Genomic DNA, 16,366 nt, shown 5'->3' with positions numbered 1-16,366 from the left:
TCAGTCCTTCGCGATCAGGAAGTCCTGCGGGGTCTTGCCCTGCGATACCTGCTCGGCCATCCAGCGAGGCTGGCGGCCGCGGCCGGTCCAGGTTTCTTCGGGCTTCGCGGGGTTGCGGTACTTCGGCGCCACCTTGATGCCGGTCTTGCGCGGTGCCTTGGCCGGCCTGGCGACGCGGGTCGCGGTGCCGGCGGCGGTGCCGAACAGCTCTTCGATGGTGTAGCCCTCGGCGGTGGCGGCGGCCTTCAGGCGCGCGCGCACCGTGGTGATCGGCTTGCGCTTCTTGAGCGTGGTCTTGCGCTTCTTCGCCTTGTTGATCAGCGAGTCGAGTTCCTTGGCCGAGAGGGCGTTGAGGTCGATTGCCATGTTGTCTCCGATTGTCAGAAAAGGTGCCGGGTGCCCGGCGACGTCGAGATGTTAGTCCGTCAGCCCGCCAGGCGTGCCAGCAGGGCTTCGCGATCGAGGCTTTCAGCCTCGGCGGCGTTGCGCGCGCGGTACTCGAAGCTGCCGGCTTCCAGGCCGCGGGCCGACACCACCACCCGGTGCGGGATGCCGATCAGCTCCATGTCGGCGAACATCGGGCCCGGGCGGAGGCCACGGTCGTCGAGCACCACGTCGATGCCGCGCGCCGCCAGTTCGTCGTGCAGCGCCGCGGCCGCCGTGGCCACGGCGGGATCGTTCTTCGGGTTGATCACGCAGACCGCGACCGTCCACGGTGCCATTGCTTCGGGCCAGAGGATCCCGGCCTGGTCGTGGTTCTGCTCGATGGCGGCCGCCACGATGCGCGACACGCCGATGCCGTAGCAGCCCATCAGCGGCACCGCGGCCTTGCCGGCTGCGTCGAGCACGGTGCAGCCCATCGCTTCGGCGTATTTGGGGCCGAGCTGGAAGATGTGGCCGACCTCGATGCCGCGCATGATGCGCAGCGTGCCGCCGTCCCCGGCACGGTCGCCCTCGACCACGCTGCGGACGTCGGCCACCGTGTCGGGCTCGGGCAGGTCGCGGCCCCAGTTCACGCCGGCGATGTGTTCGCCCGGGCGGTTGGCGCCGACCACGAAGTCGGCCATCGCGGCCACTTCGACGTCGGCGACCACGCGCACGGGCTTCGCCGGTGCGATCGGCCCGAGGAAGCCCGGGTCGCTGCCCAGGTGCGCGAGGATCTCGGCCTCGGTGGCCATGCGGTAGTCGCCGAGGCCGGCGACCTTGGCCAGCTTCACCTCGTTGGCCTCGTGGTCGCCGCGTACCAGCACGAGCACGAACTGCTCGCGGCCTTCGCCGTCGTGGCCCATCACCGCCACCGACTTCACCGTGCGTGCGAGCGGGATGCCCATCAGTTCCGCCACGGCCTCGCAGGTCTTCTGCGTGGGCGTGGCGATGCTGCGCATGTCTTCGGCGGACGCCGGGCGCGGGCCGGGCGCGGCGGCGCGCGCGGTCTCGACGTTGGCGGCGTAGCCCGCGGGATCCCCCTCATTGCCGGTGTCCGACCAGGCGATCGCGTCCTCGCCGGAGTCGGCCAGCACGTGGAATTCCTGCGAGGCGTCGCCGCCGATGGCGCCGGAGTCGGCCAGCACCGCGCGGAAGCGCAGCCCGAGGCGGGTGAAGATGCGGGTGTAGGCCGCGTACATGCGGTCGTAGGAGCGCGCCATGCCCTCGGCGTCGACGTCGAAGGAATAGGCGTCCTTCATCAGGAACTCGCGCGCGCGCATCACGCCGAAGCGCGGCCGGATCTCGTCGCGGAACTTGGCCTGGACCTGGTAGAAGGTCACCGGCAGCTGCTTGTAGCTCGCCAGCTCCTGGCGCGCGAAGTCGGTGATCACTTCCTCGTGCGTGGGGCCGTAGGCGTACTCGGCGTCCTTGCGGTCGCGGATCTTCAGCAGCTGGCCGCCGAACTTCTCCCAGCGCCCGGTTTCCTCCCACAGCTCGCGCGGCTGGATCGACGGCATCAGCAGTTCGATCGCGCCGGCGGCGTCCATCTCCTCGCGCACCACGGCCTCGACCTTGCGCAGCACTCGCAGGCCCAGCGGCGACCAGGTGTAGATGCCGGCGGCGAGCTTGCGGATCATCCCCGCCTTGAGCATCAGCTTGTGGCTGATGAGCTCGGCTTCGGCGGGCGTTTCCTTTTCGGTATGGAGGTGGAACTGCGACAGGCGCATCGGCGGCATCATCGGTCTGGTGGTTCGGCCGGTGATTGTGCCATGCAGCACGCGCCGTGCCGGCGGCAGGGACCCGCCTATTGCCGGCCGCCGTCGACCTCGATGCCTTCACGCGGCTGGATGTCGACCTTCTCGAAGCGCCGGCCGCTCGGGGGCGGCTGCTGGGTCACCTGCACCACGCCGGCGTCGTCGGTCCAGCGATAAAGCACTGGACGGGCATCTTCGTAGCTGGCGGCGGCGGCCTGTTCCGCGCGGTCACGGCGCGCTTCCGCGGCCTCAGGCGCTTCGCGCGCGAACCACCACGCCACCGCGATCCCGGCGGCAAGGCCGGCAGCGATGGCCCAGCGGGTCTGCATGGCGGCGTCCGCTCGCGTCCGTCAGGGCGTGCAGTAGGCCTTGACCGCGGCCTGGGCCAGGGCGAGCTGGGCGGCGCGCTGGTCGGGGTTGAGCACGCTGTCCGGCACGCCGTCGCCGTCGGTGTCCTGCTGCACGGGGCCTTCGCTCTCGAGCGCGGCGATGTTGGCGCGCGCGGCCGCGCACTGCGGGTTCTCCGCCTCTGCCACCGGCTCGGCCTCCGAAGGCGCGGCGGCGCCCGCAGACGTGATCAGGCGCTGCTCGTAGCGGCCCTTGTCCGGAGGCGTCTGCGAGTAGTGGGTGACGCCGTTGGCATCGGTCCACTGGTAGACCTCGCCCGCGGTCTGCTGCGCGATGGCCGGGAATGCGGCAAACGCCAGGATGGCGGCGAAGACGAAGCGATGCATGCGGAACTCCTGCCTTTGGGGGCGTGGACGGTGATTGCAGCACCGGGGGCAACCTGGCGCAAGCGCCGGCACGCGGTTCCGTGACCGTGGCGGTGCCCGCGGCAGGCGCGGCGGCGGCGGGTACACTTGCGGCCATGGACGAAAACAGCCCCAAGGCGCGCCGCGGCCGCGGCATCTACCTGCTGCCCAACCTGTTCACGACGGGGGGGCTGTTCGCGGGCTTTTTCGCGATCATCGCGTCCTCGCAGGGGCGCATCGAAGCCGCCTGCGTCGCGATCTTCGTCGCCGCCATCCTCGATGGCCTCGACGGCCGGGTGGCGAGGCTGACCAACACCCAGAGCGAGTTCGGCGTGCAGTACGATTCGCTGGCCGACCTGGTGAGCTTCGGCATGGCGCCGGCGCTGGTGATGTACCACTGGTCGCTGGTGGCGATGAAGCTCGACGGCAACACCCTGGGCAAGATCGGCTGGCTGGCGGCGTTCCTCTATGCAGCCTGCGCCGCGCTGCGCCTGGCGCGCTTCAACAGCCAGGTGGACACGGTCGACAAGCGCTGGTTCATCGGCCTGGCCAGCCCGGCGGCGGCGGGTGTCATGGCCAGCTCGGTGTGGACCTTCCACAGCCTGGATTTCAGCGGCGAGTCGCTGCGCTACGCGGCGTTGGCGATCACGGTGGTGTCGGGCCTGCTGATGGTCAGCCTGTTCCGCTACACCAGCTTCAAGGGCAGCGGCAGCGGGCCGGGCTCGGACCGGGTGCCGTTCTTCGCCCTGCTGCTGGTGGTGGCGGCGCTGATCGCGCTGTGGATCGATCCGCCCAAGACCCTGCTTGCGGTGCTTGGCGCGTACGCACTGTCCGGGCCGCTGACCTCGTTGCGGCGACTGCGTGGTCGCCGCCGGGCGCGGTCGGAGTGAGCGCGGTGGCCTGGGATCCCTGGCAGCGCGAGGTGCTGGAGGCGATGGGCCATCGGGTCTACGCGCGGGCTCCGCGCCCGGAAGACGTGGTTCCCGACGATCCGCTGGCGCATGCCCTGCTGCGCGCGGCCGGACGCAGCGCCGGCTCCGGCGACGCCGCGGCGCTGCTGCGCGGCCTGCCGGCGCTGGCCGCGCTGCGCGCCGATCCGGCCGCCAAGCGTGCGCTGTGGCCGAGGCTGCGCGCCCTGCGCCACGGGGCCGCGCAGGGATGAACGCGGCGGTGGTGGCCGACGCAGAGCAGCGTCCGGTCATGCGGCCGATGCGCATCGAGGACCTCGACGCGGTGATGGTGGTCGAGCGCCGTGCCTATCCCTGGCCGTGGTCGATCGGCATCTTCCGCGACTGCCTGTTTGCCGGCTATCCGGCCTGGGTGCTGGTCGAAGGCGGCGCCTTCATCGGCCACGGCGTGCTGAGCGTGGCCGCCGACGAGGCCCATGTGCTCAATGTCTGCGTCGACCCTGCGCGCCAGGGCCGCGGATACGGTCGCGGCCTGCTGCGGGCGATGATCGATGTCGCGCGCGGGCGCGGCGCCTGCCGCGTGTTCCTCGAAGTGCGGCCCTCGAACCCCGTGGCCGTGGCCCTGTACGAGAATGAAGGCTTCAACGAGATCGGCCGCCGCCCGCGCTACTACCCGACCGACAAGGGTCGCGAGGACGCGATCGTGATGGCGATGGAGCTGCTCGCCCCGTGACGGGATCTGCTTGGCTGAGGCCAAGAGCTTTTTTGCCATGGATGACGCGGATAGGCGCGGATTTACGCGGATAAAGCGAACGCAGAAAAAGCGTTTATCAGGAAGTGCGTTTGCGTGGATCACGCACCTCGCCGGGTCCCGGCTTTCGAAGTCCGATCCGGCCTTTTATCCAGAAACCGGCACGACCTTGCCTCGGCCGGATCCGCGTAAATCCGCGCCTATCCGCGTCATCCGTGGCAAAAACCGCTTTTTCGCGCGGTAGCGACCGTGTCTGCTCCTGCAGGGTAACTTGCGCCCGCCGTCAGAGGCGGGCGCGCTGCGCGGACAGGGCCTCGTGCTGCGCGGTCCAGTCGGCCAGGCGCGTGCGCTCCTGTTCGACCACCGCGGCCGGTGCGTTGCTGACGAAGGTGTCGCTGGCGAGCTTGCCCCTGGACTTCGCGAGTTCACCGGCCACGCGCTTGAGCTCCTTGTCCAGGCGCGTGCGCTCGGCGTCGAGGTCGACCAGGCCTTCCAGCGGTACGAACAGCTTCAGCTCGCCCACCAGGGCGGCCGCGGCCGGCGGCGGGTCGCCGGTGATGGTTTCGGCGCCTTCGATCTTCGTCAGGAAGCCCAGCTGCGTTGCGAAGCGCGCGATGCGGTCGGCATCGTTCGCGCTGCCGCCCGACACCAGCAGGCGCACGGGCTTGCCCGGCGACACGCCAAGCTCGCTGCGGATGCGGCGCAGCGCGGACACCATCGCCTTGAGCCATTCCACGTCGGCGGCGGCCGCGGCGTGGTCCTGCCCGGCGAAGTCCGCGGCCTGCGGATAGCGGCGCGCCATGATGCTGTCGCCTTCGATGCCCAGGCGCGGCGCGACCTGCTGCCACAGCTCCTCGGTGACGAAGGGCACCAGCGGGTGCAGCAGGCACAGCAGGCGCTCGAGCACGTGCAGCAGGGTGCGGCGGGTGCTGGCCGCGGCGGCTGCGTCGTCGCCGTTGAGGGCGGGCTTGGCGAGTTCGACGAACCAGTCGCAGTACTCGTGCCAGGCGAATTCGTACAGGCACTGCGAAAGGAGGTCGAAGCGGTAGCTGGCGAAGTGGGATTCGGCCTCGGCGGTGACGGCGGCGAGGCGGGAGAGGATCCACTGTTCGGCGGGGGTGGCGGGGTGGGGGCTTCCCGCGGGGTTGCCCCCATCCGCGCTGCGGGCATCTTCCGTGTTCATCAGCACGAAGCGGGTGGCGTTCCAGAGCTTGTTGCAGAAGTTCTTGTAGCCCTCGGCGCGGGCGAGGTCGAACTTGATGTCGCGGCCGGGGCCGGCGAGCGCGGCCATGGTGAAGCGCAGCGCGTCGGCGCCGAAGGCGGGGATGCCTTCCGGGAACTCCTTGCGCGTGGCCTTGGCGATCCTGTCGGCCATCTTCGGCTGCATCAGGCCGCCGGTGCGCTTGGCGACCAGGTCGTCGAGCGAGATGCCGTCGATGATGTCCAGCGGGTCGAGGATGTTGCCCTTCGACTTGGACATCTTCTGGCCGTCCTTGTCGCGCACCAGGCCGGTCATGTAGACGTCGCGGAAGGGCAGGCGGCCGGTCAGGTGGTCGGTCATCATGATCATCCGGGCGACCCAGAAGAAGATGATGTCGAAGCCGGTGACCAGCACGCCCGAGGGCACGAACTCGTCGTAGCCGCGTTCGGCCATGGCGTCGGCATCGGGCCAGCCCATGGTGCTGAAGGGCCACAGCGCCGAGGAGAACCAGGTCTCGAGCACGTCGTCGTCCTGCGACAGCGGGCCGGCGTAGCCTGCGGCCTCGGCCTTGGCGCGCGCTTCGGCCTCGTCGTGGCCGACGAAGATCTCGCCGCCGCTGCCGTACCAGGCCGGGATGCGGTGGCCCCACCAGAGCTGGCGGCTGATGCACCAGTCCTGGATGTTGCCGAGCCAGTGGCGGTAGGTGTTGATCCAGTTGCCGGGCACGAAGCGCACCTGTCCCTCGCCCGCGTCGGTGCCGCCGGCGAGTTCGAGCCCGCGCTCGCCAAGCCCGTCCATGCGCACGAACCACTGGTCGGTCAGCCAGGGTTCGATCACCTGGCCGGTGCGGTCGCCGCGCGGGACCTGCAGCTTGTGGTCTTTCGTCTCCAGCAGCAGGCCGGCGGCGTCCAGGTCGGCCAGCACCGCCTTGCGCGCATCGAAGCGGTCGAGGCCGCGGTAGTGCGCCGGGACCGCATCGTCGTCGGACACCACCTTGGCGTCGGCGGTGAGGACGTTGATCATCGGCAGGTCGTGGCGCTGGCCGACCGCGTAGTCGTTGAAGTCGTGCGCGGGCGTGACCTTGACCACGCCGGTGCCGAAGTCGCGCTCGACGTAGGCGTCGGCGATCACCGGGATCGCGCGGCCGGTGAGCGGCAGCGTCACCGCCTTGCCGACCAGGTGCGCGTAGCGTGTGTCTTCCGGGTGCACCATCACCGCGGTGTCGCCGAGCATGGTTTCCGGACGCGTGGTGGCGACCACGAGGTAGTCGCGGGTTTCCCGCAGGGTCTCGTTGCCGTCGGAGTCGTGCTCGACGTGCTCATAGCTCGCGCCATCGGCGAGCGGGTAGCGGATCGACCACAGGAAGCCGTCTTCCTCCTCGCTCGCGACCTCGAGGTCGGAGATCGCGGTCTGCAGCACCGGGTCCCAGTTGACCAGGCGCTGGCCGCGGTAGATCAGGCCCTCTTCGTGCATGCGCACGAAGGCCTCGACCACCGCCCGCGACGGGGTCGGGTCCATGGTGAAGACGCGGCGCGACCAGTCGCCCGAGGCGCCCATGCGCCGCATCTGGCGCTCGATGGTGTCGCCCGATTCCGCCTTCCACTCCCAGACCTTGCCGATGAAGCCTTCGCGTCCGAGCGAGTCGCGGGTTTCGCCGCGGCCCTCGCGGTCGAGGTTGCGCGCGACCACCATCTCGGTGGCGATGCCGGCGTGGTCGCTGCCGACCTGCCACAAGGTGCGGAAGCCGCGCATGCGGTGGTAGCGGACCAGGGCGTCCTGCAGCGTGTGCTGGAACGCGTGCCCCATGTGCAGGGTGCCGGTGACGTTCGGCGGGGGCAGCAGGATCGAATAGGCGGGGCCGTCGCCGGTCGGCGCGAACGCGCCGCAGGACTCCCACTGTGCGTACAGGCGGGATTCGAAGGATTTGGGGTCGTAGCCGGTGGCAAGGGACATTGCGGGACTCGTGATCGGGCGGGGCGGGGCGGGGGCCGGGCCCCGCGTCACATGTCGTATTTGTTCAGGTCGAAGCCGCGCGCCTTGTACTGCGTCCAGCGCGCGCGCAGCGGCTCGCGCGCGGACGGATCGGCCGGGACCACTTCGAGCACGCGATCGAAGGCACCCTCGACCGCGGCGTCGCGCAGGTTCAGCACCAGCGGCCGAAGCGGCACGTCGGCTTCGGGCGGGGCGATGAGCACGTCGGCCTCCTCCTCCTCGCCGCCGCCGTCCTCGGGCTCCAGGCCGGCGATCTGGTGCGGCACGTAGGCATCGGGCTCGAACGACCACAGCAGGTCGTCGAGCCGTTCGGCCTGGGCCGCGTCGCGGGCCAGCACCAGCATCGGCTGGCCGGCAGCCAGCGCCTTCTTCGCCAGTTCGCAGACCAGCAGCAGCGGCTCGTCGCGGAAGCGCGGTTTGGCGATCAGATAGAAATCGGCTCTCGGCATGGGATCAGGCCGGGATCAGGGCCGTGCTTCGCAACGAAGCGCGGCCCTGGCCCGCATCAGGCCACCTGGTCCAGCAGCCACTGCGACAGCAGGCCGACCGGGCGGCCGGTGGCGAGGCCGTTCTTGCCGCTGTGGCTGGCGCTGCCGGCGATGTCGAGGTGCGCCCAGCGCTGGCCTTCGGTGAAGCGCGACAGGAAGCAGCCCGCGGTCACGGCACCGGCCCAGCGGCCGCCGATGTTGTAGACGTCGGCGAAGCTGGAGTCGAGCATGGTCTGGTACTCGTCCCACAGCGGCAGGCGCCAGGCGCGGTCGAACACGTCTTCGCCCGCGGCCAGCAGCTCCTGCGACAGGTCGTCGTGCTTGCTCATGAGCCCCGTGGCGAAGCTGCCCAGGGCGACCATGCAGGCGCCGGTAAGCGTGGCCACGTCGACCAGGGCCTGCGGCTCGAAGCGCTGCGCATAGGTCAGCGCGTCGCACAGGATCAGGCGGCCCTCGGCGTCGGTGTTGCCGACTTCGATGGTCTTGCCGGACATGCTGGTGATGACGTCCGAGGGGCGGTAGGAATTGCCGTCGATGGCGTTCTCGACCGCCGGCACCACCACCACCAGGTTCACGGCCAGGTCCATGCCGGCCGCCGCGACGAAGGTGCCCATCACCGAACCGGCGCCGAGCATGTCGTACTTCATCTCCTCGATGCCGCCCTGGGTCTTGAGGTTCACGCCGCCGGTGTCGAAGGTGATGCCCTTGCCGACCAGTACATAGGGCTTGGCGTCGCCGCCGTTGTTCCACTTCAGCACGACCAGCTTGGGCGCGTTGGCCGAGCCGCGGGCGACCGCCAGCAGCGAGCCCATGCCGAGCTTCTCCATGTCCTCGCGCTCGAGGACCTCGCAGCTGGCCTTGTCGAAGCGGGCCGCGAACTCCTGCGCCTGGCTGGCGAGATAGGCCGGGTTGCAGATGTTGGGCGGCAGGTGGCCGAGCTCGCGGGTGAATTCGACGCCCGCGGCGATCGCCTGGCCCTGGGCCAGCGCGGCGGCGTCGGTACCGGCGATCTCCAGGCGCTCCAGGCCCTTTTCGTCGCGCTTCTTGTTCTTCCCGCCGAGCGTCGCGGTATAGCGGTAGGCGGCGTGGCCGGCGGCGATGGCGGCCTGGCGGATGGACCAGGCGGCATCGCGACCGGGGACCTCGAGCTCGGCCAGGGTCAGCAGCGCCGAGCGCACCGGCCCGGTCTTCAGCGCGCGCACGGCGTCGGCCACGGCCTTGAGGTACTGCGGAACCGCGAACTTGCCCGGTTCGCCCAGGCCGACCACCAGCACCCGCGGCGCGGTCACGCCGGCGAGGTCGTGCAGCATCGAGCTGCGGCCGGTGGCACCGCTGACGTCGCCGCGCTCCGCGAGGGCCGTCAGGCGGCCGCCGCTGGCCTCGTCGAGGGCACGGGCGGCAGGCGTGAAGGTCTTGTCGGCATAGGCGCCCACCACCACGCAGTCGACGTTGGCGGAGGCGGGGGCGGCGGTGTTCAGGGCGAATTCTAGGGTCATGGGGTCCTGTACTGGGGTTTGGCGTGAAGTGTTCCTTACAATCCGCGGTCCAGAATGCGGCGATGCGCCGCGGCGCCAGTCTGCCGGCGCGACCGTAAGCGGTGTATGGACGAACCCCCGATTCTAATGCAAGGCCGCCCCCGGATGCCGAAGCTCGACAGCTACCTGTTCCGCGAATTCGCCCAGTCCACCTTCGCGGCGTTCGTGGTCCTGATGATCGTGAGCCTCGGCGGCGTGTTCGCCGACGTGCTCGGCGACATCGCCCGCGGGCGAGTACCGGCGGGCCTGATGCTGTCCCAGCTGGGGCTGCAGGTGCTCAATTACCTGCCGCTGATCCTGCCGCTGGGCCTGATGCTGGGCCTGCTGCTGGCCGTCGGCCGGCTGTACCGGGACTCGGAGATGCCGGTCCTGGTGGCCACCGGCGTCGGCCCGCGGCGGCTGCTGCGGCCGCTGATGCTGCTGGTGCTGCCGGTGGTCGGCTTCATCGGCGCCTGCTCGCTGTGGCTGGGTCCCTGGGCCAACGACTATTCGCAGCGGATGGTGGCCGAGGGCAACCGCAACCTGCTGCTGGCTGGCCTGGAGGCCGGGCGTTTCGTGGAGCTCCCCGGCGGCGGCGGCGTGGTCTACGTCGGCGCGATGTCGGGCGAGGGCTCCGCCCTGGGCCGGGTGTTCGTCTACCGGCAGGACGAGGAGCGCATGGACGTCACCACTGCGCGCAGTGGACTCCTGACCGTGGATGGCGCCGAGCGCTACCTCGACCTGGGTGAGGGTTTCCGGGTGGAAGGTCCGCTGGCCGACACCCTCGATTACAGGATGATGCGCTACCGGCGCAACGAACTGCGCCTGCCGGACGCAGAGACGCGTCCGGCCGACGGGAATCCGGAGTTCGACTCGACCCTGGCACTCCTCGGCGACTCGCGCCCCGAGGCGCGCGCGCAGCTGCACTACCGCATCGCTCCGCCGCTGCTGGCACTGGCCTTCGCGCTGCTGGCGGTGCCGCTGGCGCGCAGTCCGCCGCGCCAGGCCCGCTATGGGCGGATCGCGCTGGGCTTCCTGGCCTACGTGGTGGGGATGAACTTCATGCTGCTGGGTACCAAGTGGCTGGCCGACGGGGTGATCCCGCTGGGCCTTGGCCTGTGGTGGCTGGTGCTGCCGCTGCTGGCGGTCGGCACGTGGCTGTACCTCCGCGACGGTCACGTGGGCGTGCCGCGCCGGCGCCGCAGTGCGGAGGTGGCGCGATGATGCCGTTCCCGAAGCTCCACGACCTCCACGTCGCGCGCGTGGTGGTGGTCACCGTGCTGCTGGTCTGGGCGGTGCTGGTCGGGCTGGACGCGGTGCTTGCCGCGGTGGACGAGATCGACGACATGGGCGAGGGCGAGTACGGCTTCGTCAGCGTGCTGACCTACGTGGCCTACACGCTTCCCCGGCGGGCCTACACCATGTTCCCGACCGCGGCGGTGATCGGCACGCTGATGGGCCTGGGCCAGCTGGCGGCGTCGTCCGAGCTCACCGCGCTGCGCGCGCTCGGGATCTCGCGGCGCCGGCTGAGCGCCTCGGTCGCGGCGCCGCTGGTCGTGCTGACCGCGCTGATGATGCTCAGCGGCGAGACCCTCGGGCCGGGCGCGCAGCGCAGCGCCGATGCCATGAAGGCCGCCGCGCGCTCCAGCGACATGATCGTGGCGCAGTACTCGGGACTCTGGGCGCGCGAGGGCAACACCTTCCTCAACGCCCGCGACGGCCGCGAGCGCAGCAAGGGCGATCAGGCCTGGCTGGAGCTCAACGACGTGCGCCTGTTCGAATTCGACGGCGATGGCCGGCTGGAGTCGATCGCCCAGGCGGGCCTGGCCGAGCACCGCGGCGGCGACTGGCACCTGCGCGATGTCCGCCGGGTGACCTTCGAGGAGCGCTCGGTGACCGAGGTCCACGTCGACGAGGAGCGCTGGGAGTCGCAGCTCGATGCCGCCGCGCTGGCCGCCAGCGCCGGCGGCGCCTTCCGCCCGCGCTACATGTCGGCGCGCGACCTGGCCCAGGGCATCGACTACCGGCACCGCAACCGCCTGGACGCCAGCGAGTTCGAGGAGCATTACTGGGGCCGCTGGTTCTATCCGGTCAACGTGCTCGCGCTGTGCCTGGCCGCGATGCCGTTCGCGTTCGGCTCGCTGCGCAGCGGCGGGCTCGGGCGCAGGCTGTTCATCGGCGTGGTGTTCGCGCTGGGGTTCTGGATGCTGCAGAACCAGGTGGCCAAGCTTGCGGCGGTCTACGGCTTCGACTACCGGCTTGCCTATGCGGCGCCGCCGATGCTGATGCTGACGGTGTCCTGGCTGCTGTTCCGACGGCGCAGCGGCTGAGGTCGCTGGAATCGACCGGATCCCGCGCAGGCGCGACCTTTTCGTCGCCGCAGTTTGAATCCGGTCCGGCCGGCACCGACAATGGCCGGTCCACAGATACCGGCCATCGTCCATGTCCATCCTCCGCATCACCGACCTCGACCTTGCCGGCAAGCGCGTGCTTGTCCGCCAGGACCTCAACGTGCCGGTGGCCGGGGGGCGCGTGACGTCCGACCAGCGCATCCTGGCGTCGTTGCCGACCCTGCGCACGCTGCTCGAGGCCGGCGCGGCGGTGCTGGTGATGTCGCACCTGGGGCGTCCGCAAGAGGGCGCATGGAGCGAGGCCGACTCGCTGGCGCCGGTCGCGACGCGGCTTTCGGAGCTGCTTGGTCGCGAGGTGCCGCTGGTCCGCGATTACCTCGACGGCGTCGACGTCGCGCCCGGGCAGCTGGTGCTGCTGGAGAACTGCCGCATGAACGTCGGCGAGAAGGCCGACGACGAAGCCCTGGCCAAGCGCTACGCCGCGCTGTGCGACGTGTTCGTGATGGACGCCTTCGGCACCGCGCACCGCGCCCAGGCCTCGACCCATGGCGTGATCCGCCATGCCGCGCAGGCCGCGGGCGGGCCGCTGCTGATGGCCGAGCTCGATGCCCTGGGCAAGGCGCTGCAGGAACCGGCGCGCCCGCTGCTGGCGATCGTGGCCGGCTCCAAGGTCTCGACCAAGCTCGAGCTGCTGTCGTCGCTGGTGGGCAAGGTCGACCAGCTCATCGTCGGCGGCGGCATCGCCAACACCTTCATCGCCGCCGAAGGCCATGGGGTGGGCACGTCGCTGCACGAGGCCGACCTCATCGACACCGCGAAGAAGATCATGGCCGACGCCCGCGCCCGCGGAGCCGACATCCCGGTGCCGACCGACGTGGTGGTGGCGCCGGCCTTTGCCGCCGACGCACCGGCGACGGTGAAGGCGGTGGACGCCATCGGCGACGGCGACATGGTGCTCGACATCGGCCCCGGGACGTCGGCGCGCTACGCGGAGCTGATCGCGAAGGCCGGCACCGTGGTCTGGAACGGCCCGGTGGGCGTGTTCGAGTTCGACGCCTTCGGCAAGGGCACCGAAACCCTGGCGCGTGCGATCGCCGCTTCGAAGGCGTTCTCGATCGCCGGCGGCGGCGACACCCTGGCCGCGGTCGACAAGTACGGCATCGCCGACGGCGTGTCCTACATTTCCACCGGTGGCGGCGCCTTCCTCGAGTTCCTCGAGGGCAAGACGCTGCCGGCGGTCGCGGCGCTGGAACAGCGCGGCGGCTGAGCCGGGCGGCAGGCCGCCGCTGGCCATGCGGCTCGGCTAGCATGGGGCATGTGACCCGACAGCCGAGACCCGCATGTCCGAATACCGCCGCGGCACCCGAATCCTCGCCACCCTCGGACCGGCAACCGACGCGCCCGGGGTGATCGACGCCCTGGTGTGCGCCGGCGTGAACGCGGTGCGGCTGAACTTCTCGCACGGCGCCCCCGCCGACCACGTGCGGCGCGCACAGGAGGTCCGCGAAGCCGCGCGGCGCGCCGGCGTCGAGGTCGGCATCCTCGCCGACCTGCCGGGACCGAAGATCCGCATCGACCGCTTCGCCGACGGGCGCGTGCAGCTGCGCGCCGGCGACCGCTTCGCCCTGCACGCCCGCGCCGATGCGCCGCCCGGCGATGCGACCGGTGTCGGCGTCAGCTACCTCGGCCTGCCGGGCGACGTCGCCCCGGGCGACGTGCTGCTGCTCGACGACGGCATGGTGCAGCTGCGCGTGCTGGACGTGGATGGCAGCACCATCGCCACCACCGTGCTCAACGACGGCGTGCTCTCCGACCGCAAGGGCCTGAACAAGCAGGGCGGCGGGCTGTCGCTGGGCGCGATCACCGACCACGACCGCGAGCTGATCGCGGTTGCCGCGGAGATCGGCGTCGACTTCATCGCCGTCTCCTTCTGCCGCACCGCCGACGACATGCACGAGGCGCGGCGGGTGGCGCGGATGCACGACTGCGAAGCCGCGCTGGTGTCCAAGATCGAGCGCGCCGAGGCGATCGAGAACCTGGGCGAGATCATCGACGCCAGCGACGTGGTCATGGTCGCCCGCGGCGACCTCGGCGTGGAGATCGGCGACGCCGAGCTGCCGGGCATCCAGAAGAAGATCATCCGCGAGACCCTGGCCCGCAACCGCGTGGTGATCACCGCCACGCAGATGCTGCAGTCCATGGTCGAAAGCCCGATGCCCACCCGCGCCGAGGTGCTGGACGTCGCCAACGCCGTCATCGACGGCACCGACGCGGTGATGCTCTCGGCGGAAACCGCCGCCGGCGCGTACCCCGTGGCGGCGGTGGAGGCGATGTCGCGGATCTGCGTCGGCGCCGAGCGGCAATTCGAGCACGACACCGATTTCGAGCGGGCCCAGCGCGGCCTGCAGCGTGCCGACCAGGCGATCGCGATGGGGGCGATGTTCCTCAGCGAGCACATCGGCGTGGCGGCGATCGTGGCCATGACCGAGTCCGGCGGCACCGTGCGCTTCCTGTCGCGTTTCCGCTCCAGCGCGCCGATCTACGCGTTCTCGCGCCACGCCGGCGCCCGCAGGCGGATGAGCCTGATGCGCGACGTGTTTCCGATGGCCCACGACAGCCGCGGCCAGGATGCACGCCAGGCCGCGCGCGACGCGATGGGCCTGCTGGTGGCCGCCGGCCTGCTGTCGGCCGGCGACCGGGTGGTGTTCACCAGCGGCGAGACCATGGAAACCCACGGCGCCACCAACACCCTGCGCCTGCTCCAGGTGGGGGCCGACGGCGGCGCCCAGGGGCTCGGCGTCCTGTAGGAGCGGCTATACTGGGCGGCCCCGTCGCCAGCCCGGAGTTCCAGAAGAATGAGCATCGAACAGCTTGCTGAAACCGCCCTCGCCATGGTCGCCCCGGGCAAGGGCATCATCGCGATCGACGAGTCCTCCGGAACGATCGCCAAGCGTTTCGCCGGCGTCGGCATCCCGGACAGCGAGGAGAACCGCCGCGCCTACCGCGAGCTGCTCCTGACCACGCCGGACCTGTCCGAGTACATCAGCGGCGCGATCCTGTTCGACGAGACCATCCGCCAGAAGACCAAGGACGGCGTGCCGTTCGCCCAGTACATGTCCGACAACGGCATGATCCCGGGCATCAAGGTCGACAGGGGTACCCATGCGCTGGCCGGCTTCCCGGGCGAGGTGGTGACCGAGGGCCTGGACGGGCTGCGCGCGCGCCTGGAGGAGTACTACAAGCTCGGCGCCCGCTTCGCCAAGTGGCGCGCGGTGATCAACATCGGCGACGACGTGCCCTCGGGCACCTGCATCGAGGCCAACGCCCACGCGCTGGCGCGCTACGCCGCACTGTGCCAGGAGCAGGGCCTGGTGCCGATGGTCGAGCCCGAGGTGCTGATCGACGGCAACCACGACATCGACACCTGCTTCGAGGTTTCCGAGGTCACCCTGCGCGCGCTGTTCGACGCCCTGTACAACCAGAACGTCGCGCTCGAGGGCACCATCCTGAAGGCGTCGATGGTGCTGCCGGGCAAGGACAGCGGCGACACCACCAGCGTCGAGGAAGTGGCCGAGGCCACCCTGATGTGCCTGAAGTCGGCGGTGCCTGCGATCCTCCCGGGCATCGTGTTCCTGTCCGGCGGCCAGTCCGACGACGACGCCACCGCGCACCTGGACGCCATGAACCGCATGGGCCCGAACCCGTGGCCGCTGTCGTTCTCCTACGGCCGCGCGATGCAGTCCGCGGCGCTGAAGCTGTGGTCGCAGGACCTGGTCGGCAACTACGACGCCGCGCAGGCCACCGTGTTCGAACGCGCCAAGGCCAACGGCCTGGCGGCGCTGGGGCAGTGGACCCGCGGCTGAGCGTGGGAGCGGCTGGCGCCGCAACCCCGTAAAGAGGGCGGCCCAGGCCGCCCTTTTTTGGTTCTTCTCCCAGCTGAGGGAGTGGCACGCCATGGATACTCTCGGGCGCCGGGGGCCAAGGCCCTTGAGTGCTCATGTCCCCCGGCGCTGGCCTGCGGCCATCGCCTCCTCCTTGACTTCGCTCTCAAGGGCCTTGGCCCCCGGTGCACGGCAGTACGCGGTGGCCCGGGAGCAAAGGCCGGGCACGCGCATCTGCAGCCGAAGCCGAGCCCCGTCGTGGCCGGGAGGCCTTCGCGGGGAAGTCAAGGAGGAGGCATCCGCCGCCAGGCGGATGCCGGGGGCGAAGCCGCGAAGGCCTCCCGGCCG

General features: G+C 70.7%; 15 protein-coding genes. 8 read left to right on the top strand and 7 right to left on the bottom strand.

From position 1 onward, the window contains the following. From E2169_RS11120 to E2169_RS11105, 4 genes are all read right to left on the bottom strand, one after another. On the bottom strand, nt 1-366 hold the full coding sequence (locus tag E2169_RS11120; RefSeq protein ID WP_132986680.1) for an H-NS histone family protein: 366 nt from the start codon (nt 364-366) through the stop codon (nt 1-3). A 59-nt stretch (nt 367-425) separates the two neighbouring features. Next, a complete protein-coding gene (locus tag E2169_RS11115) occupies nt 426-2,153 on the bottom strand; it encodes a proline--tRNA ligase (RefSeq protein WP_132986679.1) in 1,728 nt (575 codons plus the stop codon). A gap of 77 nt (nt 2,154-2,230) precedes the next feature. Continuing rightward, nucleotides 2,231-2,509 carry a DUF4124 domain-containing protein gene (locus E2169_RS11110; RefSeq protein ID WP_132986678.1) on the bottom strand — a complete coding sequence of 93 codons (279 nt, stop codon included), beginning with the start codon at nt 2,507-2,509 and terminating at the stop codon, nt 2,231-2,233. A 21-nt stretch (nt 2,510-2,530) separates the two neighbouring features. Beyond that, entirely contained in the window at nt 2,531-2,914 is a 384-nt protein-coding gene (locus tag E2169_RS11105; RefSeq protein ID WP_132986677.1) for a DUF4124 domain-containing protein, read from the bottom strand. 134 nt (nt 2,915-3,048) lie between these two features. Between E2169_RS11105 and pssA the strand changes: the two genes are divergently transcribed. The 3 genes from pssA to rimI are packed head-to-tail and all read left to right on the top strand — an operon-like array spanning nt 3,049 to nt 4,573. Then, entirely contained in the window at nt 3,049-3,822 is a 774-nt protein-coding gene (gene pssA / locus E2169_RS11100; RefSeq protein ID WP_132986676.1) for a CDP-diacylglycerol--serine O-phosphatidyltransferase, read from the top strand. 5 nt (nt 3,823-3,827) lie between these two features. After that, a complete protein-coding gene (locus E2169_RS11095; protein ID WP_132986675.1) occupies nt 3,828-4,094 on the top strand; it encodes a hypothetical protein in 267 nt (88 codons plus the stop codon). 38 nt (nt 4,095-4,132) lie between these two features. Next, entirely contained in the window at nt 4,133-4,573 is a 441-nt protein-coding gene (gene rimI, locus E2169_RS11090; protein WP_370465151.1) for a ribosomal protein S18-alanine N-acetyltransferase, read from the top strand. Between the two features lie 301 nt (nt 4,574-4,874). Here the strand turns inward: rimI and E2169_RS11085 are convergent, their stop codons facing one another. From E2169_RS11085 to E2169_RS11075, 3 genes are read right to left on the bottom strand one after another with little or no spacing between them, the layout of a single operon-like run. Next, nucleotides 4,875-7,745: a valine--tRNA ligase gene (locus tag E2169_RS11085; protein ID WP_132986673.1), complete on the bottom strand. Its 2,871-nt coding sequence runs from the start codon at nt 7,743-7,745 to the stop codon at nt 4,875-4,877. Nucleotides 7,746-7,792: 47 nt separating this feature from the next. Next, nucleotides 7,793-8,233, bottom strand: a complete 441-nt coding sequence (locus E2169_RS11080) for a DNA polymerase III subunit chi (protein WP_132986672.1) — start codon at nt 8,231-8,233, stop codon at nt 7,793-7,795. Between the two features lie 56 nt (nt 8,234-8,289). Beyond that, on the bottom strand, nt 8,290-9,768 hold the full coding sequence (locus E2169_RS11075) for a leucyl aminopeptidase (protein ID WP_132986671.1): 1,479 nt from the start codon (nt 9,766-9,768) through the stop codon (nt 8,290-8,292). 144 nt (nt 9,769-9,912) lie between these two features. Between E2169_RS11075 and lptF the strand changes: the two genes are divergently transcribed. From lptF to E2169_RS11050, 5 genes are all read left to right on the top strand, one after another. After that, complete coding sequence (gene lptF / locus E2169_RS11070) at nt 9,913-11,010, top strand: LPS export ABC transporter permease LptF (protein ID WP_132986670.1); 1,098 nt, start codon at nt 9,913-9,915, stop codon at nt 11,008-11,010. Then, on the top strand, nt 11,007-12,116 hold the full coding sequence (gene lptG / locus E2169_RS11065; RefSeq protein ID WP_132986669.1) for an LPS export ABC transporter permease LptG: 1,110 nt from the start codon (nt 11,007-11,009) through the stop codon (nt 12,114-12,116). Before lptF ends, lptG begins: the two co-directional genes overlap by 4 nt. A gap of 112 nt (nt 12,117-12,228) precedes the next feature. Further along, entirely contained in the window at nt 12,229-13,404 is a 1,176-nt protein-coding gene (locus E2169_RS11060; protein ID WP_132986668.1) for a phosphoglycerate kinase, read from the top strand. A gap of 73 nt (nt 13,405-13,477) precedes the next feature. After that, nucleotides 13,478-14,944, top strand: a complete 1,467-nt coding sequence (pyk, locus tag E2169_RS11055) for a pyruvate kinase (RefSeq protein WP_132986667.1) — start codon at nt 13,478-13,480, stop codon at nt 14,942-14,944. Nucleotides 14,945-14,992: 48 nt separating this feature from the next. Continuing rightward, nucleotides 14,993-16,000 carry a class I fructose-bisphosphate aldolase gene (locus tag E2169_RS11050; RefSeq protein WP_132986666.1) on the top strand — a complete coding sequence of 336 codons (1,008 nt, stop codon included), beginning with the start codon at nt 14,993-14,995 and terminating at the stop codon, nt 15,998-16,000. The last annotated feature ends 366 nt before the right edge of the window (nt 16,001-16,366 follow it).

Origin of the sequence: Luteimonas terricola (assembly GCF_004352845.1) — a bacterium.
Classification (GTDB): Bacteria; Pseudomonadota; Gammaproteobacteria; order Xanthomonadales; family Xanthomonadaceae; genus Luteimonas; species Luteimonas terricola.
This window is presented reverse-complemented; position numbering and strand designations above follow the sequence as displayed.

Excerpts from the sequence above, each read along its gene's own strand:
- E2169_RS11060 (WP_132986668.1), top strand. The coding sequence starts at position 12,229 with ATGTCCATCCTCCGCATCACCGACCTCGACCTTGCCGGCAAGCGCGTG.
- pyk (WP_132986667.1), top strand. The coding sequence starts at position 13,478 with ATGTCCGAATACCGCCGCGGCACCCGAATCCTCGCCACCCTCGGACCG.
- lptG (WP_132986669.1), top strand. The coding sequence starts at position 11,007 with ATGATGCCGTTCCCGAAGCTCCACGACCTCCACGTCGCGCGCGTGGTG.
- E2169_RS11075 (WP_132986671.1), bottom strand. The coding sequence starts at position 9,768 with ATGACCCTAGAATTCGCCCTGAACACCGCCGCCCCCGCCTCCGCCAAC.
- E2169_RS11085 (WP_132986673.1), bottom strand. The coding sequence starts at position 7,745 with ATGTCCCTTGCCACCGGCTACGACCCCAAATCCTTCGAATCCCGCCTG.
- E2169_RS11080 (WP_132986672.1), bottom strand. The coding sequence starts at position 8,233 with ATGCCGAGAGCCGATTTCTATCTGATCGCCAAACCGCGCTTCCGCGAC.
- E2169_RS11050 (WP_132986666.1), top strand. The coding sequence starts at position 14,993 with ATGAGCATCGAACAGCTTGCTGAAACCGCCCTCGCCATGGTCGCCCCG.
- E2169_RS11120 (WP_132986680.1), bottom strand. The coding sequence starts at position 366 with ATGGCAATCGACCTCAACGCCCTCTCGGCCAAGGAACTCGACTCGCTG.
- E2169_RS11115 (WP_132986679.1), bottom strand. The coding sequence starts at position 2,153 with ATGCGCCTGTCGCAGTTCCACCTCCATACCGAAAAGGAAACGCCCGCC.
- lptF (WP_132986670.1), top strand. The coding sequence starts at position 9,913 with ATGCCGAAGCTCGACAGCTACCTGTTCCGCGAATTCGCCCAGTCCACC.
- E2169_RS11110 (WP_132986678.1), bottom strand. The coding sequence starts at position 2,509 with ATGCAGACCCGCTGGGCCATCGCTGCCGGCCTTGCCGCCGGGATCGCG.
- E2169_RS11105 (WP_132986677.1), bottom strand. The coding sequence starts at position 2,914 with ATGCATCGCTTCGTCTTCGCCGCCATCCTGGCGTTTGCCGCATTCCCG.
- pssA (WP_132986676.1), top strand. The coding sequence starts at position 3,049 with ATGGACGAAAACAGCCCCAAGGCGCGCCGCGGCCGCGGCATCTACCTG.
- rimI (WP_370465151.1), top strand. The coding sequence starts at position 4,133 with ATGCGGCCGATGCGCATCGAGGACCTCGACGCGGTGATGGTGGTCGAG.